The 19,129-nt window shown below is 57.1% G+C and carries 16 protein-coding genes; 8 read left to right on the forward strand and 8 right to left on the reverse strand.

The annotated features are described in order from the left end of the window. Position 1: 1 nt before the first annotated feature. The 4 genes from CA948_RS09120 to CA948_RS09135 form a co-directional block, all read right to left on the reverse strand. Positions 2–421 carry a hypothetical protein gene (locus tag CA948_RS09120; RefSeq protein ID WP_108727847.1) on the reverse strand — a complete coding sequence of 140 codons (420 nt, stop codon included), beginning with the start codon at positions 419–421 and terminating at the stop codon, positions 2–4. A 54-nt stretch (positions 422–475) separates the two neighbouring features. After that, a complete protein-coding gene (locus tag CA948_RS09125; protein ID WP_094197475.1) occupies positions 476–1,165 on the reverse strand; it encodes an ANTAR domain-containing response regulator in 690 nt (229 codons plus the stop codon). Positions 1,166–1,168: 3 nt separating this feature from the next. After that, positions 1,169–2,272, reverse strand: a complete 1,104-nt coding sequence (locus CA948_RS09130) for a transporter substrate-binding domain-containing protein (protein ID WP_420866724.1) — start codon at positions 2,270–2,272, stop codon at positions 1,169–1,171. Between the two features lie 183 nt (positions 2,273–2,455). Then, entirely contained in the window at positions 2,456–2,938 is a 483-nt protein-coding gene (locus CA948_RS09135) for an AmiS/UreI family transporter (RefSeq protein WP_094197477.1), read from the reverse strand. Between the two features lie 678 nt (positions 2,939–3,616). On the opposite strand from CA948_RS09135, the gene CA948_RS09140 reads away from it, so the two are divergent. Further along, on the forward strand, positions 3,617–4,477 hold the full coding sequence (locus CA948_RS09140; protein ID WP_108727848.1) for a DMT family transporter: 861 nt from the start codon (positions 3,617–3,619) through the stop codon (positions 4,475–4,477). Between the two features lie 1,093 nt (positions 4,478–5,570). Here the strand turns inward: CA948_RS09140 and CA948_RS09145 are convergent. The 3 genes from CA948_RS09145 to CA948_RS09155 are packed head-to-tail and all read right to left on the reverse strand — an operon-like array spanning position 5,571 to position 8,423. Beyond that, entirely contained in the window at positions 5,571–6,161 is a 591-nt protein-coding gene (locus CA948_RS09145; RefSeq protein ID WP_108727849.1) for a c-type cytochrome, read from the reverse strand. Beyond that, complete coding sequence (locus CA948_RS09150) at positions 6,158–6,766, reverse strand: cbb3-type cytochrome c oxidase subunit II (protein WP_094197481.1); 609 nt, start codon at positions 6,764–6,766, stop codon at positions 6,158–6,160. Before CA948_RS09150 ends, CA948_RS09145 begins: the two co-directional genes overlap by 4 nt. Before the next feature lie 4 nt (positions 6,767–6,770). Next, a complete protein-coding gene (locus CA948_RS09155) occupies positions 6,771–8,423 on the reverse strand; it encodes a cbb3-type cytochrome c oxidase subunit I (protein ID WP_108727850.1) in 1,653 nt (550 codons plus the stop codon). A 233-nt stretch (positions 8,424–8,656) separates the two neighbouring features. Here CA948_RS09155 and CA948_RS09160 point away from each other — a divergent pair, with 233 nt between their 5' ends. Further along, positions 8,657–10,081: an aminotransferase-like domain-containing protein gene (locus tag CA948_RS09160; RefSeq protein WP_108727851.1), complete on the forward strand. Its 1,425-nt coding sequence runs from the start codon at positions 8,657–8,659 to the stop codon at positions 10,079–10,081. Positions 10,082–10,199: 118 nt separating this feature from the next. Next, positions 10,200–10,625 carry a lipocalin-like domain-containing protein gene (locus tag CA948_RS09165; RefSeq protein WP_108727852.1) on the forward strand — a complete coding sequence of 142 codons (426 nt, stop codon included), beginning with the start codon at positions 10,200–10,202 and terminating at the stop codon, positions 10,623–10,625. Between the two features lie 48 nt (positions 10,626–10,673). On the opposite strand, the gene CA948_RS09170 is transcribed toward CA948_RS09165, so the two are convergent. Next, positions 10,674–11,597, reverse strand: a complete 924-nt coding sequence (locus CA948_RS09170) for a LysR family transcriptional regulator (RefSeq protein WP_108727853.1) — start codon at positions 11,595–11,597, stop codon at positions 10,674–10,676. 100 nt (positions 11,598–11,697) lie between these two features. On the opposite strand from CA948_RS09170, the gene aptA reads away from it, so the two are divergent. From aptA to CA948_RS09195, 5 genes are all read left to right on the forward strand, one after another. After that, positions 11,698–13,044 (forward strand): omega-aminotransferase AptA, encoded by a 1,347-nt coding sequence (gene aptA, locus CA948_RS09175; protein ID WP_094197486.1) that lies wholly within the window; start codon positions 11,698–11,700, stop codon positions 13,042–13,044. A 159-nt stretch (positions 13,045–13,203) separates the two neighbouring features. Then, positions 13,204–14,052: a glutamate racemase gene (murI, locus tag CA948_RS09180; RefSeq protein WP_108727854.1), complete on the forward strand. Its 849-nt coding sequence runs from the start codon at positions 13,204–13,206 to the stop codon at positions 14,050–14,052. Positions 14,053–14,632: 580 nt separating this feature from the next. Then, a complete protein-coding gene (locus CA948_RS09185; RefSeq protein ID WP_108727855.1) occupies positions 14,633–16,711 on the forward strand; it encodes a LamG-like jellyroll fold domain-containing protein in 2,079 nt (692 codons plus the stop codon). Between the two features lie 20 nt (positions 16,712–16,731). After that, positions 16,732–16,929 (forward strand): hypothetical protein, encoded by a 198-nt coding sequence (locus CA948_RS09190; RefSeq protein ID WP_094197489.1) that lies wholly within the window; start codon positions 16,732–16,734, stop codon positions 16,927–16,929. A 21-nt stretch (positions 16,930–16,950) separates the two neighbouring features. Next, positions 16,951–19,125, forward strand: a complete 2,175-nt coding sequence (locus CA948_RS09195; protein ID WP_108727856.1) for a phosphocholine-specific phospholipase C — start codon at positions 16,951–16,953, stop codon at positions 19,123–19,125. Positions 19,126–19,129 lie beyond the last annotated feature (4 nt).

Here is a 19,129-nt window from a genome sequence, read left to right on the forward strand (position 1 = left end):
TTCAGCTTTGATTGGCTTGGGGGTGGTCTGTCTCATAGATGGGCCGCCCCTTTTCTATTTGTGCGTCCGCCTGTTGCAGAAACTCGGATAGATTGGCAATCCTGCTTTGCATCAGCCGCTCCAGCCGCTTCCCACCAAACCACAGCAAGGCGCAGCAAAAAAGCGTAATCGGCAATACATACCAGCGCAGCCAGACCGAAGCATCCAGCAGCCAGCCTGCAGCGGTAAAAATCACCACCAAGGTGCAGGCAATCCCATTATTGCGCTTGGCTTTGAGCAGAAATTTACTCAAGTCCTGGTGACCACGCTCCAGAGTCTCTACTTGCTCGCTCAACTGATCACGGTCTTTTTTCAACTGCGCCCAGGCGGTGCGCTGCTCCTGTGTCACCGGCCTGCCTGGTTCATGTTCCTGATTGCTCATTATCTCTACGCCTGCTCTCGCTACCCACAGCACATCAGACTAGCCAAAAAAGTGCTAATTCCCCAGCAAGGACGAACCTTTCTGCCCCAAAGACAGCACTTCACTGGCGTTCACAATGGCAATCGAAATGTCTTCAATCGTGCTGCGTTTGTTCATGGCCTGCTCGCGGATCAGATCGTAGGCCTGATCTTCCGACACCTGATGAGTGCGCATCAAGATCGTCTTGGCCTGCGCTACATGCCGCTGCCCCAGCAGCTTGGTCTGCAACTTGCTGATCAGGCGGCGCTGCTGGCGCAATTCCTTATGGTATTTGCGCGCCAGTACCACCGTGGACAACAAACCGAAAGAACGAATGGGCGAAGGCAAGATCGCCTGAATATTCAAATCCAGCACAGCGGAAACTATCGTGGGGTTTTCATAATTAACCACGGCAATCACTGTGGGGGCGTCTTCCTCGCAGACCCAGTCCAGGCGCAGGTGCAAGAGGTCCGGTTGCACGGCCAGAAATACCAGATCCGTTCCTGAAGGCAGGTTTTGCGTGGGCGGCCAGATGGTCTGGACCGAACACCCGATACGCTGCAGTTGCTGGGTCAGCAAGCGGCCATCGCTATCGTCCGGATGCATGACCACCATCGTCAATTGCCGCAGTTCTTTGAGCTGCGGCGAGGTGGCATGCGGAAAACGATTCCGCGTTCGCAAGGGCTTGTTTGCCGGCTCATCACCGTAGGAAGAGGAGTTGGCCACGCTTTATGTCTCCAAAGTATCCAGCTTGGCAGTCCAGTCGCCCAAAGAATGGGTGACCAGATAGGGGTCGGGTGAGACCGGGCGCGTTGCCTGGCGCACAATCACAAACTCGCCGTCGGCATTGATGCGTCCGATCCGAGGATAAAGCCATGTGTGGTGATTATTAGGATCGATCTTGATCCGCCCCTGAGGTGCATCCAGCTCGCTGCCCAGCAGGTAGGGCAGCAAATCCCCGATCGCATCGCTGGCGGATTGCCGATACGCATTGGCGAACAAATGCATCTGCGAATAAGCCGCTTCCCAACACAGATTAGGGTGGCAGTCGGCCCCAAAACGCTTGCGCAAACTGGCCAGACAACGCGCATTGACGGCCGACTCGATGGATTGGAAGTACGGTGCAGCGGTAAAGTGCCCACAGGCAATATCGGCCCCCATCTGGGCGATCTCGGCCTCTGAGGTCGTCAGACTGGCAATGGGCATGGTCTGCGGATTGAAGCCCGCATTGGCATAGGCACGGTACAGATTGGCCGTGGAATCGCCCACCACGGTGGAGAAGATAAAGTCCGGCTGTTTCTGGCGTATATCTTGCATGATGCGGCTGTAATCGACCTCGCTGGCATCCAGGGGCAGATAGTGTTCACCCAGCACTTGGCTATCAGGATGCTGCATGACCAGCTCGCGCATGATGCGGTTGGACTCGTAGGGGTAGATGTAGTCCGAGCCAATCATATAGACCCGCGCGCCGAAATTGCTGGTCATGAAATGCGCTAGCTGCACGCTGTTCTGATTGGGGGCGGCGCCGGTATAGATCACATTGCCGGAGAACTCGAAACCTTCGTACAGAGTGGGATAAAACAGCAGCTTGTTCCACTTCTCCACAATCGGGATCACAGCCTTGCGGCTGCTGGACATATAGCAACCAAAGATCACATTGACGCGATCCTGCACAATCAGCCGCTCGGCCTGTTCAGCGTATAAAGTGGGCTTGGACGCTGGGTCGTAGCACACTGCCACCAGCTCGCGCCCGAGCAGGCCACCGGCCTCGTTGATTTCCTCAATCGCCAGTTTGGCGCCCTGCCATTGCGACTGACCAATGGTAGAGGTCATGCCGGTTGCGGAATAAAGAACGCCGACGCGTACGGGTTCGTTGTGAGCCAAAGTCCATCTCCTGTCTAGCATGGTAGGGGTGCAGGTCAACGGACCTGCCAGTAAACACGACAAGCGAGCATCAGGTTACTCCAAAAAACGGCTTGAATCTGGCCCCCCACCACGCTTGCACCCCTATGAAAACTACCAGGCATCCATCAGGATCAGGGTCCCGGGCAACCAGCAAGTCAGCGCTCCGATCAGGACGGTGTACGCGGGCAAGATGCGCAAGGACCGTCCCAGCCCCAGGGCCACAAAGAACAGGAACCACAGGCTGGACCACAAAAGCCACATGGCGATCAAACGCGGATCACTGGCAGATCCGGCAAAGGCCAAGGCACTGACGGCAACAAACAAGCAATACCAACCAAAGCCCGCCCCTTTCAGGCCATACCACTGCACCACGGCCAGATACAGGTAGGTAAAGGCAAACAGCAGCCCGCCGGCAGCGGCGAAATAATCCGCCATTTGCTCACCACGCTGCAGGCCCAGCAAATTGATGAACAAGGCCAACAAACCCACCAGTAAATTAAAGGGGGCCAGATCTCGACTTTCAATACGTCCAGTCAAACCCACGCCATTGACAATCAGCACAGCCCCAATAAAGAAAAGCGCAACACCCAACATGGCATAAGCCTCCAAAACAAGGTGACGATCCCGGCCTGGCTGGCACCAGAAACTCCTGGTGCTGCATGAGCTCCGTGTATCGCGATGGCGTATTGCCGGCAGGCATGGTCCGAATAGTTCGCAACCTAATTACAAGGTCGGATTGATTTCAGGCAAACAAAAAAGCCCGGACCGGTTCAAACAATGAACCGGTCCGGGCTTCTTTGCCCAGCATCGGCGCTGGCAGCATTGGCAGCGGATGTCGTGTCTATTCGGAAATGTCTCAGCGATCTGAAATCGCGATCGATGCAATTCTTACATAGCCCGGACGATCGTCTGTACTAGCGATTACCCTAGCGGCTGACGATTGACGTACCAAATACATTTCATGCTAAAGTGCTCCATCGATTTAACGATCTGATTCTTATTTCATGAACCGCCCCGCATCCTCTTTGCTAAGCACTCTGCCCCTGTCGCGGGCCGCGTCGCTGCGGGCGGGCTCTCCCCCATCTGTCTTGCTGTTGACTGTCGTCGCCCCAGGCGTCGTCAATCAAGCCGCAGTCGTGTCCGACGTCGTCGTCGACACACGCGTCTACAGCGTCTGCTCCTAAGACCCTTTTTCTTTTCCTGCGCGGTTGATACGCCTGGGGAATGTCTTTGCAGACAAATCTCATTTATTTAGACAGATAAAGAACGATCATGATTTCTTCTTCTCGCGCCCAAGGGGGTGCTATTGCCTTGTTCGTGCTGCTTTGGGGCAGCGCGGGTATTTTCACTCGTATCGGTTTGGACCATGGCTCGGTTATGGCCATGCTGATCCTGCGTTTTGCCATCGCCCTGCCTATGGTGATTATGCTGGGGCACTTCAATGGCGGCTGGCTACCGCCCAAAGGGCAACGTCTGCTGCCGGCTATCAGCGGTTTGCTGATGATCGGGCTGTATTCCTTTTTCTATTTTGAAACTCTGGCCCAGGGAATCACGCCCGGTCTGCTGGCAACGATCCTGGGTGTACAACCGATTCTGACCTTGGCCTTGACCGAGCGGCGTTTTTCCTTAAGCCGTGTGGCTGGTTTGGCCCTGTCGCTGACCGGGCTGATTCTGGTGGTGTATCAAAGCCTGATTGTCAGCCGTTTGTCCGTAACGGGTCTGGTGTTTGCCATTGCGGCTTTGTTAAGCATTACTGTCGGGACGATTGTTCAAAAGCGCCAGCCTGTGGGGGCTTTGCAGGGCATGCCTTTGCAATACTCTTTGTCTTTGGGCTTGTTTATTCTGGTGTCTCTGGGTTTAGGGCAAGACATCCGCTGGGAGAACACCTTGGGCTTTTGGGGGCCTGTTATTTGGCTTGGCCTGGTGATTTCCGTGCTGGCCCAGTTGCTGCTGTATCGCATGATTCGCAGCGGGAATCTGGTCAATGTCACTAGCCTGTTTTATCTGGTTCCTGTGGTGACAGCCGGATTGGATTTCCTGATTCTGGGCAATACCTTGGCGGCTCGCGCGGGGTTGGGACTGGTGGCTATCTTGGCGGGTCTGTGGCTGACATTACAGAAGAAGGCGGCGTAAGTCTGTTTTTAATAAGTGGGGTTTCACGGAGAGTTAAATCGGCCTTTGAATGATGAAAACGGTCTCCGTGAAGCCACCACTTGGGTCCCTCTACAGGGATTGGGCTGAGAACTTGTCGGTGCTGCGCACCGGTGCCCTTGTCAGGAGATAGCTACGGGCGCATCCTGAACTCGCCGGGTACTTGGTCCCCCGGACCAAGTACAAGCGTCCGGCTCAAACAGCAGGATGCTTGAACCTCTACGCTATCTCCTGACCGCGGCAAGTACTCTGATCCGCCCAATCCCTGTAGAGGGACCCAAGTGGTTCACAGTGATGCATATCCACGATTCAAGCTGGTTTGCTTCCAAGATCTAGATGCCCAAAGACAGATTTCAATGCCTGGTCTCTATTTTTAAGCGCAACCCTCAAAGCCCCCTCTAAAAGCCCCTGACTTACGTGTTCTCGCTACATACAAATAGATGCCAGTCATTAACGTGTGAGTACTGAAAGCATGCTGATCATCATTGATGATTGCTTTTGGGCTTTTTCAACTGGCCTCACTGCGCTCAATGGCAGTAGCCCTTCAATCCATCTCAACAACTTGGCCAACAACAAGCCCTAAGCCCACCAAGCGCCAAGCCAAGGAACTCTAAAAAGCCCCCTGTCTCCTATACAACCAGCACTTTCTCCCGCCACAAATCGGTTTTTCTATATTTCTCTGTTTTGAGCCGCTTGGGGGCCGGGGCCAGGGGGGTGGGCGATTCAGACTGCTTGCCGCAGGCGGTTCTGATATCCGGGATGCAAGCCCTGTGCTGCTTGAGCCCGACGCTTGTGATTGGTCCAGGGGACCAATCACCGGGCGAGTTCACAGGGCGCCCGGATATCAGAATCGACAAGGGCACCGATGCGCAGCATCGGCAAGTAGTCAAGCCCCCCCTGGACCCAGCCCCCAAGCGGCGTCCCCACACCGAGACACCCAACAAAAAAAACCGACATCTCCAACCCTGGGGTCGGGCGAGATATCGGTTCAAAAGCCGGGGGCCTGTTCCCGGCGGGCTACCGTTTCAAAACGTGCTTCTAATTATTAATTCCAGAAGAACTCATCCCAGCCGTCTCACTGCGCCGCAATCCAGTCCTGCAATTCCTTCTCCCCTTGCCAGGGTTGACTACGATCAGCACTGGCCGTGCGTGCCTGGGCAACCAGCTCGGGAGTGATAGCATCCACCTCATTTCCCCACTCATGGCGAATAAAGCTCAACACAGCCGCCAGCTCCGCATCACTGAATTGTTCTGCAAACGCAGGCATCGCCCCCTGATATTCCTGACCTTTCACCGTAATAGGCCCGGTAATCCCATGCAGCACCAATTGCGCCAGCACCTTGGGTTCTCCCTTCACCCATTCAGAGTCAGCCAAAGGCGGAAACACCCCTGACAAACCTTGTCCCGTCGCCTGGTGACACGCTACACAGGCATTGGCATACAACTGCTTGCCGTCCGCAGACGCACTGGCAGGAGCGGGAGCCAACACAGCCAACGGTCGTTGATCCCCCAGGCGAGGAGAGCTGTTAGGCTGAGCTGACACGATGTAATACACCGCCCAAGCCAGCAAAGCCAAAACCACCAGAATCACAACGCGCGGAACCGGGTTGTATTGCTCGTGAGGATCCGCATTCTCGCTTTGACGACTTTGCACAGGGCGACTCATTCCTCACCTCCCACTGCATCCGCACTCAAGATCGGATACACATGCTTGAGCGATTGCAAATACACCACCAGATCCAAGGCCTCCGGACGGGCCACCACCACCTTGCCCTCCGGTGCCACACCCGGCGGCAGACTCACGACGCGCTCATCGGGCTGCACCTGATCTGGACTCTTGGCTTCAAACAAGAAACGATAGGGAGGCATATTGCTACCCGGCGAATATGCGCGTGGATCGTACAAATGGCCCAGATGCCAATCCTGACTAGGCTGACGCACGCCAATATTGAACAGATCCGGCCCGGTACGCATGGTGCCCAGCAAAGGCGGATCGTCGTAGTGATAATCCCCCGCGACCGAAGCGCGCCCCCAACCACGGCTGGCATCGGCTACACCCGCACCCGTGGTGCTGGGCTGCTGCGTGTGACAAGTAATGCAGCCATTGCCCCGATACACCGCCCGCCCCCGTATTTCCTGACTGGTATAGGGTGACAAGCCTTCCGGGGCAGGCTCGTCCTTCAGTTGCAAAAAGGGCACCACAATCATGGCCGCCGTTGCCAAGGACAAAGTCACCATGGACCCGATAATCAACTTCAATTCGTTTTCCATGACCTTAAACCTCCAGCTCAGCGATGCGGCGCACAGGAGCCGAGCGGGACTCGGTCAAGGCAAACGCACCCGACTTCACAATCATCAGCAATACGTGCAGGGCGAAAACCAGATGGCCCAGCGTCATCATGGCGCCGCCAATGGAACGACCTTGCAGCCACGGCATGGTGACCGCCACCGATTCCATAAAGCCACGCGCAGGATCCAGCAGGGCCAAGCCTTGCAGCACGCCACCAATGCTGAGCGTGATCATGTAGACAGCAAAACCAGCCACCACCAACCAGAAGTGCCAGGAGATCAAGGCGGGACGAGGCCAGGCGGTGTTCAGAATGCGTGGCAAGGCAAAGTACACACCACCAAAAATCACCATGGTCACAAAGCCGTACATACCCAGATGAGCGTGTGCCACCGTAAAGTGCGTAAAGTGAGTAATGGAGTTCAGCGAACGCAGCGCTTCAGCAGAGCCTTGCAGAGACGCGACGGTGTACATCATGGCGCCAAAGACAATGAAACGCAGAACAGGCGAGTGACGCAGCGCACTGAAATGACCTTTCAGCGTCAAGTGCTGGTTAGCCGAAAAGGCCAGCACCGGAATCACCATCATCATGCTTTGAACGATGGACAGGGTAATCAGCCATTCAGGAATAGGACCACCAATCAGATGGTGCGCCCCCACCTGTCCGTAGAAAAACGCCAGCGTCCAGAATCCCAGCAGCGACAAGTTATAGGAGCGCACGGGCCGCCCGATGACTTTAGGCAGGAAATAGTAAATGGCGGCAATCGACATGGGGGTGTAGAACAAGCCCAATACGTTATGCCCGAACCACCAGTTCATGGTGGCTTGCTCCACCCCGAAGTGCACGCCAGGAACCTTGGCCACCAGATACAGAATGGGGAACCAGAACAGCGCCGCACCGATATACCAAACCGACACGTATAAGTGCTTGACCTTGCGTTGCGAGAGCATCAAGGCCAGCGGCATACCAATCATCATGCCGCCAAAGGCAAACAACACGCCAATTTGCCAAGGGATCTCCAGCCACTCCAGGCCCGCATTCAAGCCAATGGCCAGCGCGCCCATCCCAGCCACCAAGGCGGCGTTCCAGACCAGGCCGCCCACCATCACCAAACGGCCACCCAATAAGGGAGTTTGCAGCAAGCGCGGCAGCATCCAGATGGTCAGGCCCAGCAAGCCCATAGGCGCCCAACCATAGGCCACGCCGTTCAGGTGAATCGTGCGTAAACGGCCAAAGCTCAACCAGGACACATCCCCCAGAAACTCGGGCCAGTGCAGCTTCAAGGAGCTGATCAGCCCCGCAAACGAAGCCACCACCAGCCAGACCACCGCACAGACAATCAGCAAAAAAGCAGGCAAGGAACTGGAACGGTCAGCCTGCTCACGTGCAGCCATTTCAATGGCACTGGCTTGTTGGCCATGATTTTCTGCCAGATGGTCGGCAGCAGCCAGACTCAACGCCTGCCGTTGGGCATCACCGGCAGAGGGTTCTTCGGGCTGGCCGATTTCGCCCTTGTGAAAAATAGTGCGTGCACCACTGACGTCAGCATCGAACAGGCCCTTGCGCAAGGACCAGATAAAGGCAAAAAGCCCGGCAATCGACAGGATGAATGCGGCAAGCAAAAGCGCCGTCGGGTTCATGGTATTCCTCTGAGTAGATAGGCCCGCCGCCCACACGGGCACGGACGAAAACACCCGGCAAGGCTACCCGTCGGTACAGTGCATTCCAAGAATCAGTTAATGCTTAAAAAACCCTATCAGTTGGCTTGAAAGCCGTGTAAACCGCGACTTGCTTGTATTTACCGGCATACCCATCAGATAATAAAAAAACCACATTTATTAAAATTACCGTATCAGATGGAGCACAGAGCAACATGAAACTGTACGAGACGCTGGCCAAGGAACTGGCCCAGGCCATTCTTGACGGCACCGTAGCGGCAGGCGAGCGCATGCCCTCTGTGCGTCAATTGATGGATAAGCACAAGATCAGTGCCTCGACTATTTTCCAGGCCTATTACCGACTGGAAGCACAAGGCTTGATCAAGGCGCGACCGCGTTCAGGCTATTACGTGTGCTCCAGTCTGGCTCCTCATACGCTGGAGGCAGATACAGCCTCCCAACCCCCTCTGCAAGCGACCAGCGTCAACAATAGCGACCTGATCATGGCGATCTTGCAATCCAGTTCCGAACGATCCGTAGCCCCTTTGGGATCCGCATTTCCCAGCCCCTTGCTCTTTCCTCTGGAACGGCTTGGGCGCTTCTTGTCCGCCAGTCTGAAACAGCAAGACCCTTGGGCCAGCGTGGATGACCTGACCCAGGGCCACGCTCCCTTGCGCCGCCAAATTGCCTTGCGTTACCTGGCTCAAGGCATGGCCATCAATGCCAACGATATTGTGATTACCAACGGGGCTCTGGAAGCACTGAACCTCTGTCTGGCCGCAGTGACTCAACCGGGTGACATTGTGCTGGTGGAGTCACCCACCTTTTATGCCGCCCTGCAATCGCTGGAACGTATGAAGCTGCAGGCCCTGGAAGTGCCCACCCACCCGCGTGAAGGCATTGATCTGGAAGCGCTGGAGCACGCCATCAAGCAACACGCCCCCAAAGCCTGCTGGCTGATGACAAACTTTCAGAATCCGCTGGGTAGCCTGATGCCCGACACTAAAAAAGCCCAACTGGTCGAGCTGCTGGCCCGCTATGAAATTCCCTTGATCGAGGACGATGTCTATGGCGAGTTGTACTTCGACACGGAACGCCCTCGTCCCGCCAAAGCCTTCGACCGTCAAGGTCTGGTGATGCACTGTTCCTCTTTTTCCAAAACCCTGGCACCCGGTTACCGCATCGGCTGGGCCGTCCCGGGACGCTATATACGCGAAGTCGCCCAAGCCAAGCTGACCACCACCCTGACCTCCCCCGTGCCCACGCAACTAGCCTTGGCCAGCTATCTGGAAAAAGGCGCGTACGACCAGCATCTGCGCCGTTTGCGTACCCAGTTAAAAAACCAGTATGCGCAGTTCTCCAAAGCCTTGGGACGCTACTTCCCCGCAGGCACGCGGGCCACCCGCCCCGAAGGCGGCTACTTCCTGTGGGTAGAACTGGAACAAAGCGTGCAGACCCTGGAATTACATCGTCAGGCCCTGTCCCAGGGCATCAGTCTGGCGCCGGGTTCCATCTTTTCAACCACCCAGAATTACAGCCATTGCCTGCGTCTTAACTTTGGCCACCCCTGGACAGAACACAGTGATCAGGCCTTGGAGATTCTGGGTAACTTATGCCGACCATTGCCACTTAAAAAGTAAAGGCACGTAGCTCCTGACGATAGAAAATAAAAATTGGCAGCTTATTGAATGACAAAAGAAAAGACAGCATGATCACGCAGTTACACACGCAAGCACACTGTCTGTTCAGGAGTTTTTGATGGCCCACACCTTACGTAACAAGCTGATCGGTGTCTGGCAATTGCAGTCCTTTGAGTTTGTTCCAGCGGATGGCTCGCCCCGCTATCCGGGGCTGGGGCCCAACCCTATTGGTCAACTGATTTACACAGAAACAGGCCATATGGGGGCACAACTGGGCAGCAGCACCAGAACGGTACAGGACAATTGTCAGTCCCTACTGGATACGTACCTGGCCTATGCAGGTACGTTTGAAGTAGACGAGGCGACCCAATGCGTCACCCACTTTGTTGATATGTCTCTGTACCCCGATTGGGTGGGCGTTCCCCAGCTACGCCTGGCACGCTTTACCCAAGACGCGCTGGAACTGTCTACCCGTGATCCCGTCGTGGTGGCTGGCAAACTAGGCGTGGGCACCTTGCTGTGGCACCGTGCCGAGCCGGTCTAAGCACACTGGTTCAACGCCATGAGCAAAGTCCAGCCTGTGCTGGTCATGTCAGTGTTGAACCGCGCTATCGAGCAAGCCCAGAAAATAATCCACAATCGCATGGGCACGTCTGTCCTTGCGCATGGCCAAGGACAAGGGAATCGTAAACTGACGCTGCTGTGGGTCCACCGCAATCATCTGGCCCTTCTCTACCCAACGAGCCGCCACGTGCTCAGGCAGGAAACCGATGTACTCTCCCGTCAAAATCAAAAAAGCGGTTCCTTCCCGATCACTGGCGGTAGCGACACAATTCAAATCCTGATGCTGTCCAATCGCCTCCGGGCTCATGCGATAAGCGGGCGCAATAGCCGCAGCCTGGCGCAAGGCTTCCTGAGACACTGCCCCTTTTTGTACCGCTGCAAACAAAGGATGCTCCCAGGAGCAGTACAAAAAATAAGGCTCGGCATACAGCGTGCGATACTCCAGCCCGCTCAAGGCATTAATTTCGGGCAGCACACCCATATGCAAACGGCCATCCAATAAACCGCGCTCAATTTCACCTGGCGTGCTCATGCTGATATGCACACGCACCGCCTCGCTGTTTTGCCGCAAGGCACGCAAAGCGGAGGTGATGTGCATATGAGGCTGCGAGATCAGGCTATTCATCAAGCCTATATTCAAATCTCCCCGCAAGCTGGAATGCAGCTGGTTCACTTCACTGCGAAAATTCTCCACCGCAGCCATCAAGGTTTCACTGGCCCGCAATACTTGCCGCCCTTCCTCCGTCAAAGCAAAACCGGCCCTACCGCGCTGGCACAAGCGGATTCCGCCCAGGCGCTTTTCCAAATCGCTCATATGCAGGCTGATGGCCGAGCGCGTAATCCCCAGCACACCTTCTGCGGCCGAAAAGCTGCCCACTTGCGCCACCGTTCTGAACACACGCAGCAGACGCAAATCAAAATCGGAAACCTGCAACAGTCCTTTGAGCTGCATATAGGTAAGTAAAACAATAAGTGAAGTTAAATAAAAACGTATTTTACTCAACAACTTAGCTCTCTACACTGGGGGTATTCACCGCCTTGAGGAGACAAACATGAACTCACCCTACTTTGCGCCACAGCAGATTGCCAGTGAACTCAATCTCCAGTCCCACTGGATGCCCTTTACCGCGAACCGACAATTCCAGCAGGACCCGCGTCTGGTCGTCAAAGCCGAAGGCAACTGGCTGTATGACCAGGAGGGTCGCCAGATTTTTGACGGCCTGTCCGGGCTTTGGACTTGCGGGGCTGGACACGCCCGTCATGAAATCCAGGCCGCCGTGCATCGCCAACTCGGACAACTGGACTATTCTCCCGCCTTTCAGTTTGGACATCCCACCGCGTTTCAACTGGCCGACAAACTAACCCAGCGCACCCCCGACGGTCTGGATCATGTTTTCTTCACCAACTCCGGTTCTGAATGCACCGACACTGTCGTAAAGATGGTGCGAGCCTACTGGCGCATCAAAGGCCAGGCAACAAAAACCCGTCTGATTGGCCGCGCTCGTGGCTATCACGGCGTGAACGTGGCCGGTACCAGCCTGGGCGGTATCGGCGGCAACCGCAAAATGTTCGGTCAATTGATGGATGCCGACCACCTACCCCACGTGCTGCAAGCCGATTGCGCCTTCACACGCGGCCAACCCGAAACAGGGGGCCTTACCCTGGCCGACGAACTACTGAAGCTGATCGAACTGCACGACGCCAGCACCATTGCCGCCGTTTTTGTCGAACCCGTCTCGGGCTCGGCAGGCGTACTGGTGCCCCCTACCGGCTATCTGCAACGCCTGCGCCAGATTTGCGATCAGCACAACATCCTGCTGGTCTTTGATGAAGTCATCACTGGACTGGGCCGCCTGGGCACCTACACCGGAGCCGATTACTTTGGCGTCACCCCCGACATCATGACCATGGCCAAGCAACTGACCAACGGTGCCATTCCCATGGGCGCGGTCATTGCCAGCAAAGAGATCTACCAAACCTTCATGGGCCAGGACCTGCCACTGCACACCGTGGAGTTCAGCCACGGCCACACCTACTCCGCCCACCCTGTCGCCTGCGCCGCAGGACTGGCTGCCCTGGAGTTGCTGGAACAGGACAACCTGCTGCAACGTTCTGCCGAACTGGCCCCGCATTTTGAGCAGGCCCTGCACCAGTTACGCAATAGCCCGAATGTGATCGACATCCGCAACTGTGGCTTGGCAGGTGCCATCCAACTGGCCCCGCGTAACGGTGACCCCACCATCCGTCCCTTTGAAGCCGGCCTACAGCTGTGGAAACAAGGCTTTTACGTACGCTTTGGTGGCGACACCCTGCAATTTGGCCCCGCCTTCACCACCACACACGCCCAGCTTGATTCATTATTCGATGCCGTCGGTGGCGTCCTGAAGCAACTGGCTTAAGCAACCCAAAAGGGCGGCCTATCTTGGGCCGCCCTAAATCAGCTCCACTCGTTGCAACTGGAAACCTTAACTTTCTACCCAAGCAGCCCCTGTAACCGGCTCCAAGATCCACAAACGCGCCATAATACGAGCTTTGCTCCACAAGAAATATTCAGCGCCATGAGTTCTCCCACAACACCTACCTTTGCTCAGGCTCCCATCGGCCTGTTTGACTCGGGTGTGGGCGGTCTGTCCATCTGGCGCGCCCTGCGCCAGTCCTTGCCAAACGAAAACCTGCTGTATCTGGCCGACTCACAATGCGCCCCGTACGGCGACCGTTCCCCGGAATGGATCATCGAGCGCACCCTGTGCATGACACAGTTGCTGGTCGACCAAGGCTGCAAAGCACTGGTCATCGCCTGCAACACCGCCACCCTGGTGGCAGCCCAGGCCTTGCGCGACACGCTAAGCATCCCCATCATCGCCATCGAACCCGCTATCAAACCCGCTGCTGCCCTGAGTCGCAACCGTAGCATCGCCCTGATGGCCACCAGTCGCACCTTGGACAGCGGCGGCCTGCAAAGCCTGATCGAACGCTACGCCAGCAACGTGGAAGTCATCCGTATCCCCTGCCCCGGCCTGGCCGACCGCGTCGAAGCCCTGCAGTTAAGCGGCCCGGAAATCGAAGCAGAGCTGCGCGCCCGCCTGGCCCCTGCCCTGCAAAGCCAGGCCGACACACTCGTGCTGGGTTGTACCCACTACCCCTTCCTGCGCCCCACCATCGAAGCCATCAGTGGCTCACGCTTCCATATCCTGGAACCCTCCTTCGCGGTCGCCGCTCAAGTCCACCGCCGCCTGGAACAAGCTAACTGCCTGAACACACAGGCTCAAGCAGGCAACAGCGCCTTCATCAGCAGCGCCCCCATGGAGCAAGCGCGACAAGTCATCCGAGCACTGACAGGACTGGCAGAACCCACCATGCTGACATTCCCGACGCAAGCCGGAACACGCCCTATCGTCGCGGACTAGCACAAAGCAACAACAGACTCCCCGAGAGTGACGCCAGCCAGCGCCGCGCCAAACCCCGAGCCATCCCTGACTCAGACCATACCTCTGGGTGCCTTCTTATGCTCTTGTGTCATCGCTTGTCTCCTTCAAGACAATCATAGGCTCGAACACAAAATTTCCGACACTCTCCGCCGCGTCGGCAAGTTGTCCGCTTCCGCCCCCTGCTCCGAGGCCCCGAGTGGCGACCTACGAAGAGTGATAAAAACTACAACTCAAACCCATCACCCACCTTAAATTTGCTACTTAAAAGATAAAAATCACTTACAGCCCCGCCAAACTGCCCCACCGTAACAAACCATCCATCACACCGTCATATGCCTGCCAAGCCGCAGCCAGCCAGGCTTTGAGCCCCGCTGATCCCCTCCCCGCCCCACCCTTCACATAAAACACAATCCAATCATCGGCGGATTTTCTGATCCGTTCACAGGGCAGTCACACGCCCTTCCTACACTGCCCGCAGTCCTGATCCGATGCCGACTGGGCAGCCCACCCTCATGCACAGTCCGGCCTCTCTTTCCACCTTCTCTCCTTGAGTGGCTGTATGACCTTCACCTCCCGTCCCCAGAAATCCCCCACCGTGCAGCGCCTGCAACAAGCCGGGCTCTCTCTGTCCCTGGCGCTGCTGCTGACCGCCTGCGGCAGCGGCTCCGGTGGTAATGATGGCCCAGCTAACCCTGGCACCAATCCCGAAACCCCTACCGTAGAGCCCGGCGACAAACCCCAGGCGCTGGGCGGCAAAAAAGCCCTGATCGTCACTATCGACGGCTTAAGCTACGAAGCCCTGCTGCAAGCCCGTCAAGCAGGCCAGCACCCTGCCCTGAAAAACCTGACCATTGCCCCCGCACAAACCGGTGGCTACGCGGGCACTGCCAGCGAACAACGCACCCTGCCACTGCCTGGCTGGGCCTCCCTGATTACCGGCGTCTGGGCAGACGAGCACGGCCTGCGCGGTGTCGGCCAAGAAGACACCAAACTCAATAGCCCCACCTTGGTCGCCCAGACCTCCAAACCAACCCAGGCCGCCCTGGCCTTGAGTACCGGCGACTACCGCACACTGTGGAGTCAGGATCTGCAAGAAGGCCGCATCATCGAAGCGGCCAACTGCACCGACTCTGATAGCTGTGTCAGCGAGCAAACCCAAAAATACCTGCAAGAAGGCAAATCTCTGATCCTGGCTCAAATCCAGGCCCCCGCCCGTGCGGCCAATCAGGCAGGCCTGGGTAGCCCGGCTTACCAACAGGCCGTCAACGACTCCCTGGCTGCGCTGGACAAGCTGTTCGCCCTGATCGACAAACGCACACAGGCCGATGCGTCGGAAGACTGGCTGATCATCCTGACCACCAGCTACGGCCTGGACGAATTTGGCGGCACCACCGGCTCGCAATTTAACCGCAACAAGACCAGCTTTATTGCTACCAATAAAACCCTGGCCTCCTTGCCTGCCATCGACAGCCAAGTCTCCAGCAGCACGGACATGAACACCCTGGCCGCCGTCATTGACATCGCGCCCACCGTCCTGTCCCACCTGGGTCTGCAAAACGAACAATACCGCTTCCGTGGCTCGCCCCTGCAAGCCGACACCCGCGTACACAATCTGGTTTTCAGCAAACCGGCCGACAAGAACATGGTGGACCTGAGCTGGGTGCTGCAAGGCGAAGCCTCGCAAGAAATCCAGGTCATGCGCGATGGCAAACTGATCGCTACCTTGCCTGCCGGTACTACTCAGTACTCCGATCCACTGCCTGCCTCCGATACCGCGCAAACCTACTCCCTGTATTACTCGGTCCAGGTGGGCAAGGCGGCCTCGACCCTGAAAGCCGATGTAGGCTACCAGCCCCCACCCAAGCTGGCTGACACCCTGAAAAACGGCCTGCTCAGCTATTACACCTTCAATAGCCAGCCCTTTACCGACGCCAAAGGTGGCAGCACGCTGCAAACCTCGACCCCTGCCGTGCCGGCCGGTCAGTTGATTGCCGCTGACTTCCTGGACCCCAGCACACCCAAGGGTGGGTTGCGCATCATGGGCAGCAATGTCGATGGCAACGGCAACCGTGGTTACCGCCTGTCCATGAGCCGCAACCTGTTCACTCTGAGCAGCGTGCAGCAAATGACGATTGGCTTTTGGCTGCGCACTGCCAACAACTGCCACGGCTATGGCGCCTCCATCATGGCCAACAAGAACTATGACTCGGGCAACAACCCCGGTTTTGCATTGGGCCTATTTAACGCCAACGGCTGCGACATCCGCTTTAACACGGGCTACGGTGGCGGCCGCAACGAGAGCCAGGGCTACAACATCACCCCCGACGAATGGGCCTATGTGGCCGTCGTCATCGACAAGGCCCAAGGCAAGATGCTGGGCCACGTGTTTGACCCCAAAAAAGGCGCGCAGTTTGGCTCGGTGGCTCTGGAAGCCCGTACTTTGCAAGCCCTGGGGGGCACCGGCACGGGCGAACTGGGCTTGAACGAAGACGTTACCGGCCAGTACTACAAACGCTGGGGACGCAGCGACATCAATATGGACTTTGGCGAACTGGCCATGTGGGACCGCGCCCTGAGCACGGACGAACTGACCAGCATTTACGAATCCCGCCAGCCTCTGTCCAGCCTCCAACCCTGATCGCCAAGCAAGGACTATTTATGACTTCCAAGAACGCTTCACTCACCTTTGAGCGCCTAAAACGCGCATCCGTCTTGTTGATGTTCTGCGGCCTGCTGGCTGCCTGCGGTGGTGGCAGCGACACCGATAGCTCGGGTAACACAGGCTCGCCTGAAGAGCCCACCGAGCCTGGCAAACCCACGCCCGAACCCGCGCCGCAACTGAAATGCGCCCCTTGATTGACTAAGAGATTAAGTACAATGACTTCACGCCGCAATTTCCTACGCAATATGACCGGTGCCAGCCTGGCTGCCGGTTCCCTGGCCGCTTTCCCTCCCAGCATCCGCAAGGCGCTGGCCATTCCGGCCAACAACAAGACGGGCACCATCAAGGATGTGGAACACATCGTCGTCCTGATGCAAGAGAACCGCTCATTCGACAACTACTTTGGCACGATGAAAGGCGTACGTGGTTTCGGGGACCGCTTCACCATCCCGCTCCCGAATGGCCGCAATGTCTGGCAGCAAAACCTGAGCTCCACCGAAACCATCATGCCCTACCACTTGGACAGCACCAAGGGCAATGCTCAGCGGGTCAACGGCACCCCCCACGCCTGGGTCGATGGGCAGCAAGCCTGGGACCATGGCCGCATGGCTTTCTGGCCCAAGTACAAGCGCCCCCACTCCATGGGCTACTACCGCGAAGCCGAGGTGCCGTTCCAGTTCGCCATGGCCAACGCCTTTACCCTGTGCGATGCCTACCACTGCTCCATGCACACCGGTACAAACTCCAACCGCATGTTTATGTGGACGGGAACTAACGGCCCAACCGGGACGGGTGAATGTACCGTCAACAACGCCTGGGACAGCCTGGGTTCCTCGGCGTTGGGCTACGAGTGGAAGACTTATCCCGAGCGTCTGGAAGAAGCCGGTATCAGTTGGAAGGTCTACCAAAACCTGCCTGACAATTTTACTGACAACTCGCTGGCAGGCTTCAAACAATATCGTCGTGCCAACGAACAATCGGGCAAGCCAAACAATACCCCTTACGAGCCGTCGGATGACATTGGTAATCCCCTGTACAAGGGCGTGGCCAACACGATGCCCGACGGTGGTTTCTTCGGCCAACTGCGCAAGGATGTCGAAGAAGGGAATTTGCCCCAGATTTCCTGGGTCGTGGCACCGGCCGCCTACTCCGAACACCCTGGCCCATCCAGCCCGGTGCAAGGTGCTTGGTACACGCAGGAACTGCTCGATGCACTGACATCGAACCCCGAGGTCTGGAGCAAGACCGTTCTGCTGGTCAACTTTGATGAAAACGACGGTTTTTTTGACCACGTACCGTCCCCTTCGGCACCATCCATTGATCCGGACACGGGCAAGCCTATGGGCAAAACCACCCTGACCGATGAGCAGATTGCTTTTGAATACTACAACTACCCCAGCCCCACAGGCTTGATGGGTCAACCTCCACGTGACGGCAAGGTATTTGGCCCCGGGGTACGCGTTCCGATGTACGTGATCTCTCCGTGGAGCCGTGGTGGCTGGGTGAATTCGCAAGTCTTTGACCACACCTCCGTGATCCGCTTCATGGAAGAGCGCTTTGGCGTGATGGAGCCCAATATCAGCCCCTATCGCCGTGCAGTATGTGGTGACTTGACCAGTGCCTTTAACTTCGCCAGCCCGAACGACGAACCTCTGCCCACCTTGAACGGACGTCGTAGCCGTGACGAGGCCGATGCCATCCGCCGTGCCCAGGAACGCCTGGCTCAGGTGCCTCAGCCCCTGGACAATCAGCGCATTCCTGTGCAGCAAACCGGTGTGCGCCCGTCGCGTGCCCTGCCCTATGAACTGCACGTCAGCGCCCGCTGCGATAGCGAAAAAGGCGTACAGCTGCTGTTCTCCAACACAGGCAAAGCCGCTGCTGTTTTCCATGTCTACGATAAGCTGAATCTGGACCGCATTCCCCGCCGCTACATGGTCGAACCCGACCAGATGCTGGACGATGTCTGGGACGTTCAGACCGATAACCTGGGTCACTACGACCTGTGGGTACTGGGCCCGAACGGCTTTCACCGTCACTTCCGTGGCGATGTCAGCGTACTGAGCCAGTCCGAGGCCGCTCGCCCCGAAATTCGTGTCTGCTACGAAGTCACCAAAGGCGATGTCTATCTGGAAATGATGAACGGCGGCCAGTCTGCCTGCACCTTCACCATCCAATCCATGGCCTACCGCGAAGACGGCCCTTGGGAAGTGACGGTTGAACCCGGCCAGCAGTCCAAACAGTCCTGGGCCCTGAAGTCCAGCGGCCACTGGTACGACTTCGTGGTCCGCAGCAGCAACGACCCAAGCTACTACCGTCGCTTCGCAGGTCGAGTGGAGTTTGGCGCACATGGCGTCAGCGACCCAGCCCTGGGGATCCCCGCCTACCTGTAAGACT

Source organism: Alcaligenes aquatilis (genome assembly GCF_003076515.1).
Classification (GTDB): domain Bacteria; phylum Pseudomonadota; class Gammaproteobacteria; order Burkholderiales; family Burkholderiaceae_B; genus Alcaligenes; species Alcaligenes aquatilis.

Excerpts from the sequence above, each read along its gene's own strand:
- CA948_RS09120 (WP_108727847.1), bottom strand. The coding sequence starts at position 421 with ATGAGCAATCAGGAACATGAACCAGGCAGGCCGGTGACACAGGAGCAG.
- CA948_RS09130 (WP_420866724.1), bottom strand. The coding sequence starts at position 2,272 with ATGACCTCTACCATTGGTCAGTCGCAATGGCAGGGCGCCAAACTGGCG.
- CA948_RS09135 (WP_094197477.1), bottom strand. The coding sequence starts at position 2,938 with ATGTTGGGTGTTGCGCTTTTCTTTATTGGGGCTGTGCTGATTGTCAAT.
- CA948_RS09140 (WP_108727848.1), top strand. The coding sequence starts at position 3,617 with ATGATTTCTTCTTCTCGCGCCCAAGGGGGTGCTATTGCCTTGTTCGTG.
- CA948_RS09145 (WP_108727849.1), bottom strand. The coding sequence starts at position 6,161 with ATGAGTCGCCCTGTGCAAAGTCGTCAAAGCGAGAATGCGGATCCTCAC.
- CA948_RS09150 (WP_094197481.1), bottom strand. The coding sequence starts at position 6,766 with ATGGAAAACGAATTGAAGTTGATTATCGGGTCCATGGTGACTTTGTCC.
- CA948_RS09155 (WP_108727850.1), bottom strand. The coding sequence starts at position 8,423 with ATGAACCCGACGGCGCTTTTGCTTGCCGCATTCATCCTGTCGATTGCC.
- CA948_RS09160 (WP_108727851.1), top strand. The coding sequence starts at position 8,657 with ATGAAACTGTACGAGACGCTGGCCAAGGAACTGGCCCAGGCCATTCTT.
- CA948_RS09165 (WP_108727852.1), top strand. The coding sequence starts at position 10,200 with ATGGCCCACACCTTACGTAACAAGCTGATCGGTGTCTGGCAATTGCAG.
- CA948_RS09170 (WP_108727853.1), bottom strand. The coding sequence starts at position 11,597 with ATGCAGCTCAAAGGACTGTTGCAGGTTTCCGATTTTGATTTGCGTCTG.
- aptA (WP_094197486.1), top strand. The coding sequence starts at position 11,698 with ATGAACTCACCCTACTTTGCGCCACAGCAGATTGCCAGTGAACTCAAT.
- murI (WP_108727854.1), top strand. The coding sequence starts at position 13,204 with ATGAGTTCTCCCACAACACCTACCTTTGCTCAGGCTCCCATCGGCCTG.
- CA948_RS09185 (WP_108727855.1), top strand. The coding sequence starts at position 14,633 with ATGACCTTCACCTCCCGTCCCCAGAAATCCCCCACCGTGCAGCGCCTG.
- CA948_RS09190 (WP_094197489.1), top strand. The coding sequence starts at position 16,732 with ATGACTTCCAAGAACGCTTCACTCACCTTTGAGCGCCTAAAACGCGCA.
- CA948_RS09195 (WP_108727856.1), top strand. The coding sequence starts at position 16,951 with ATGACTTCACGCCGCAATTTCCTACGCAATATGACCGGTGCCAGCCTG.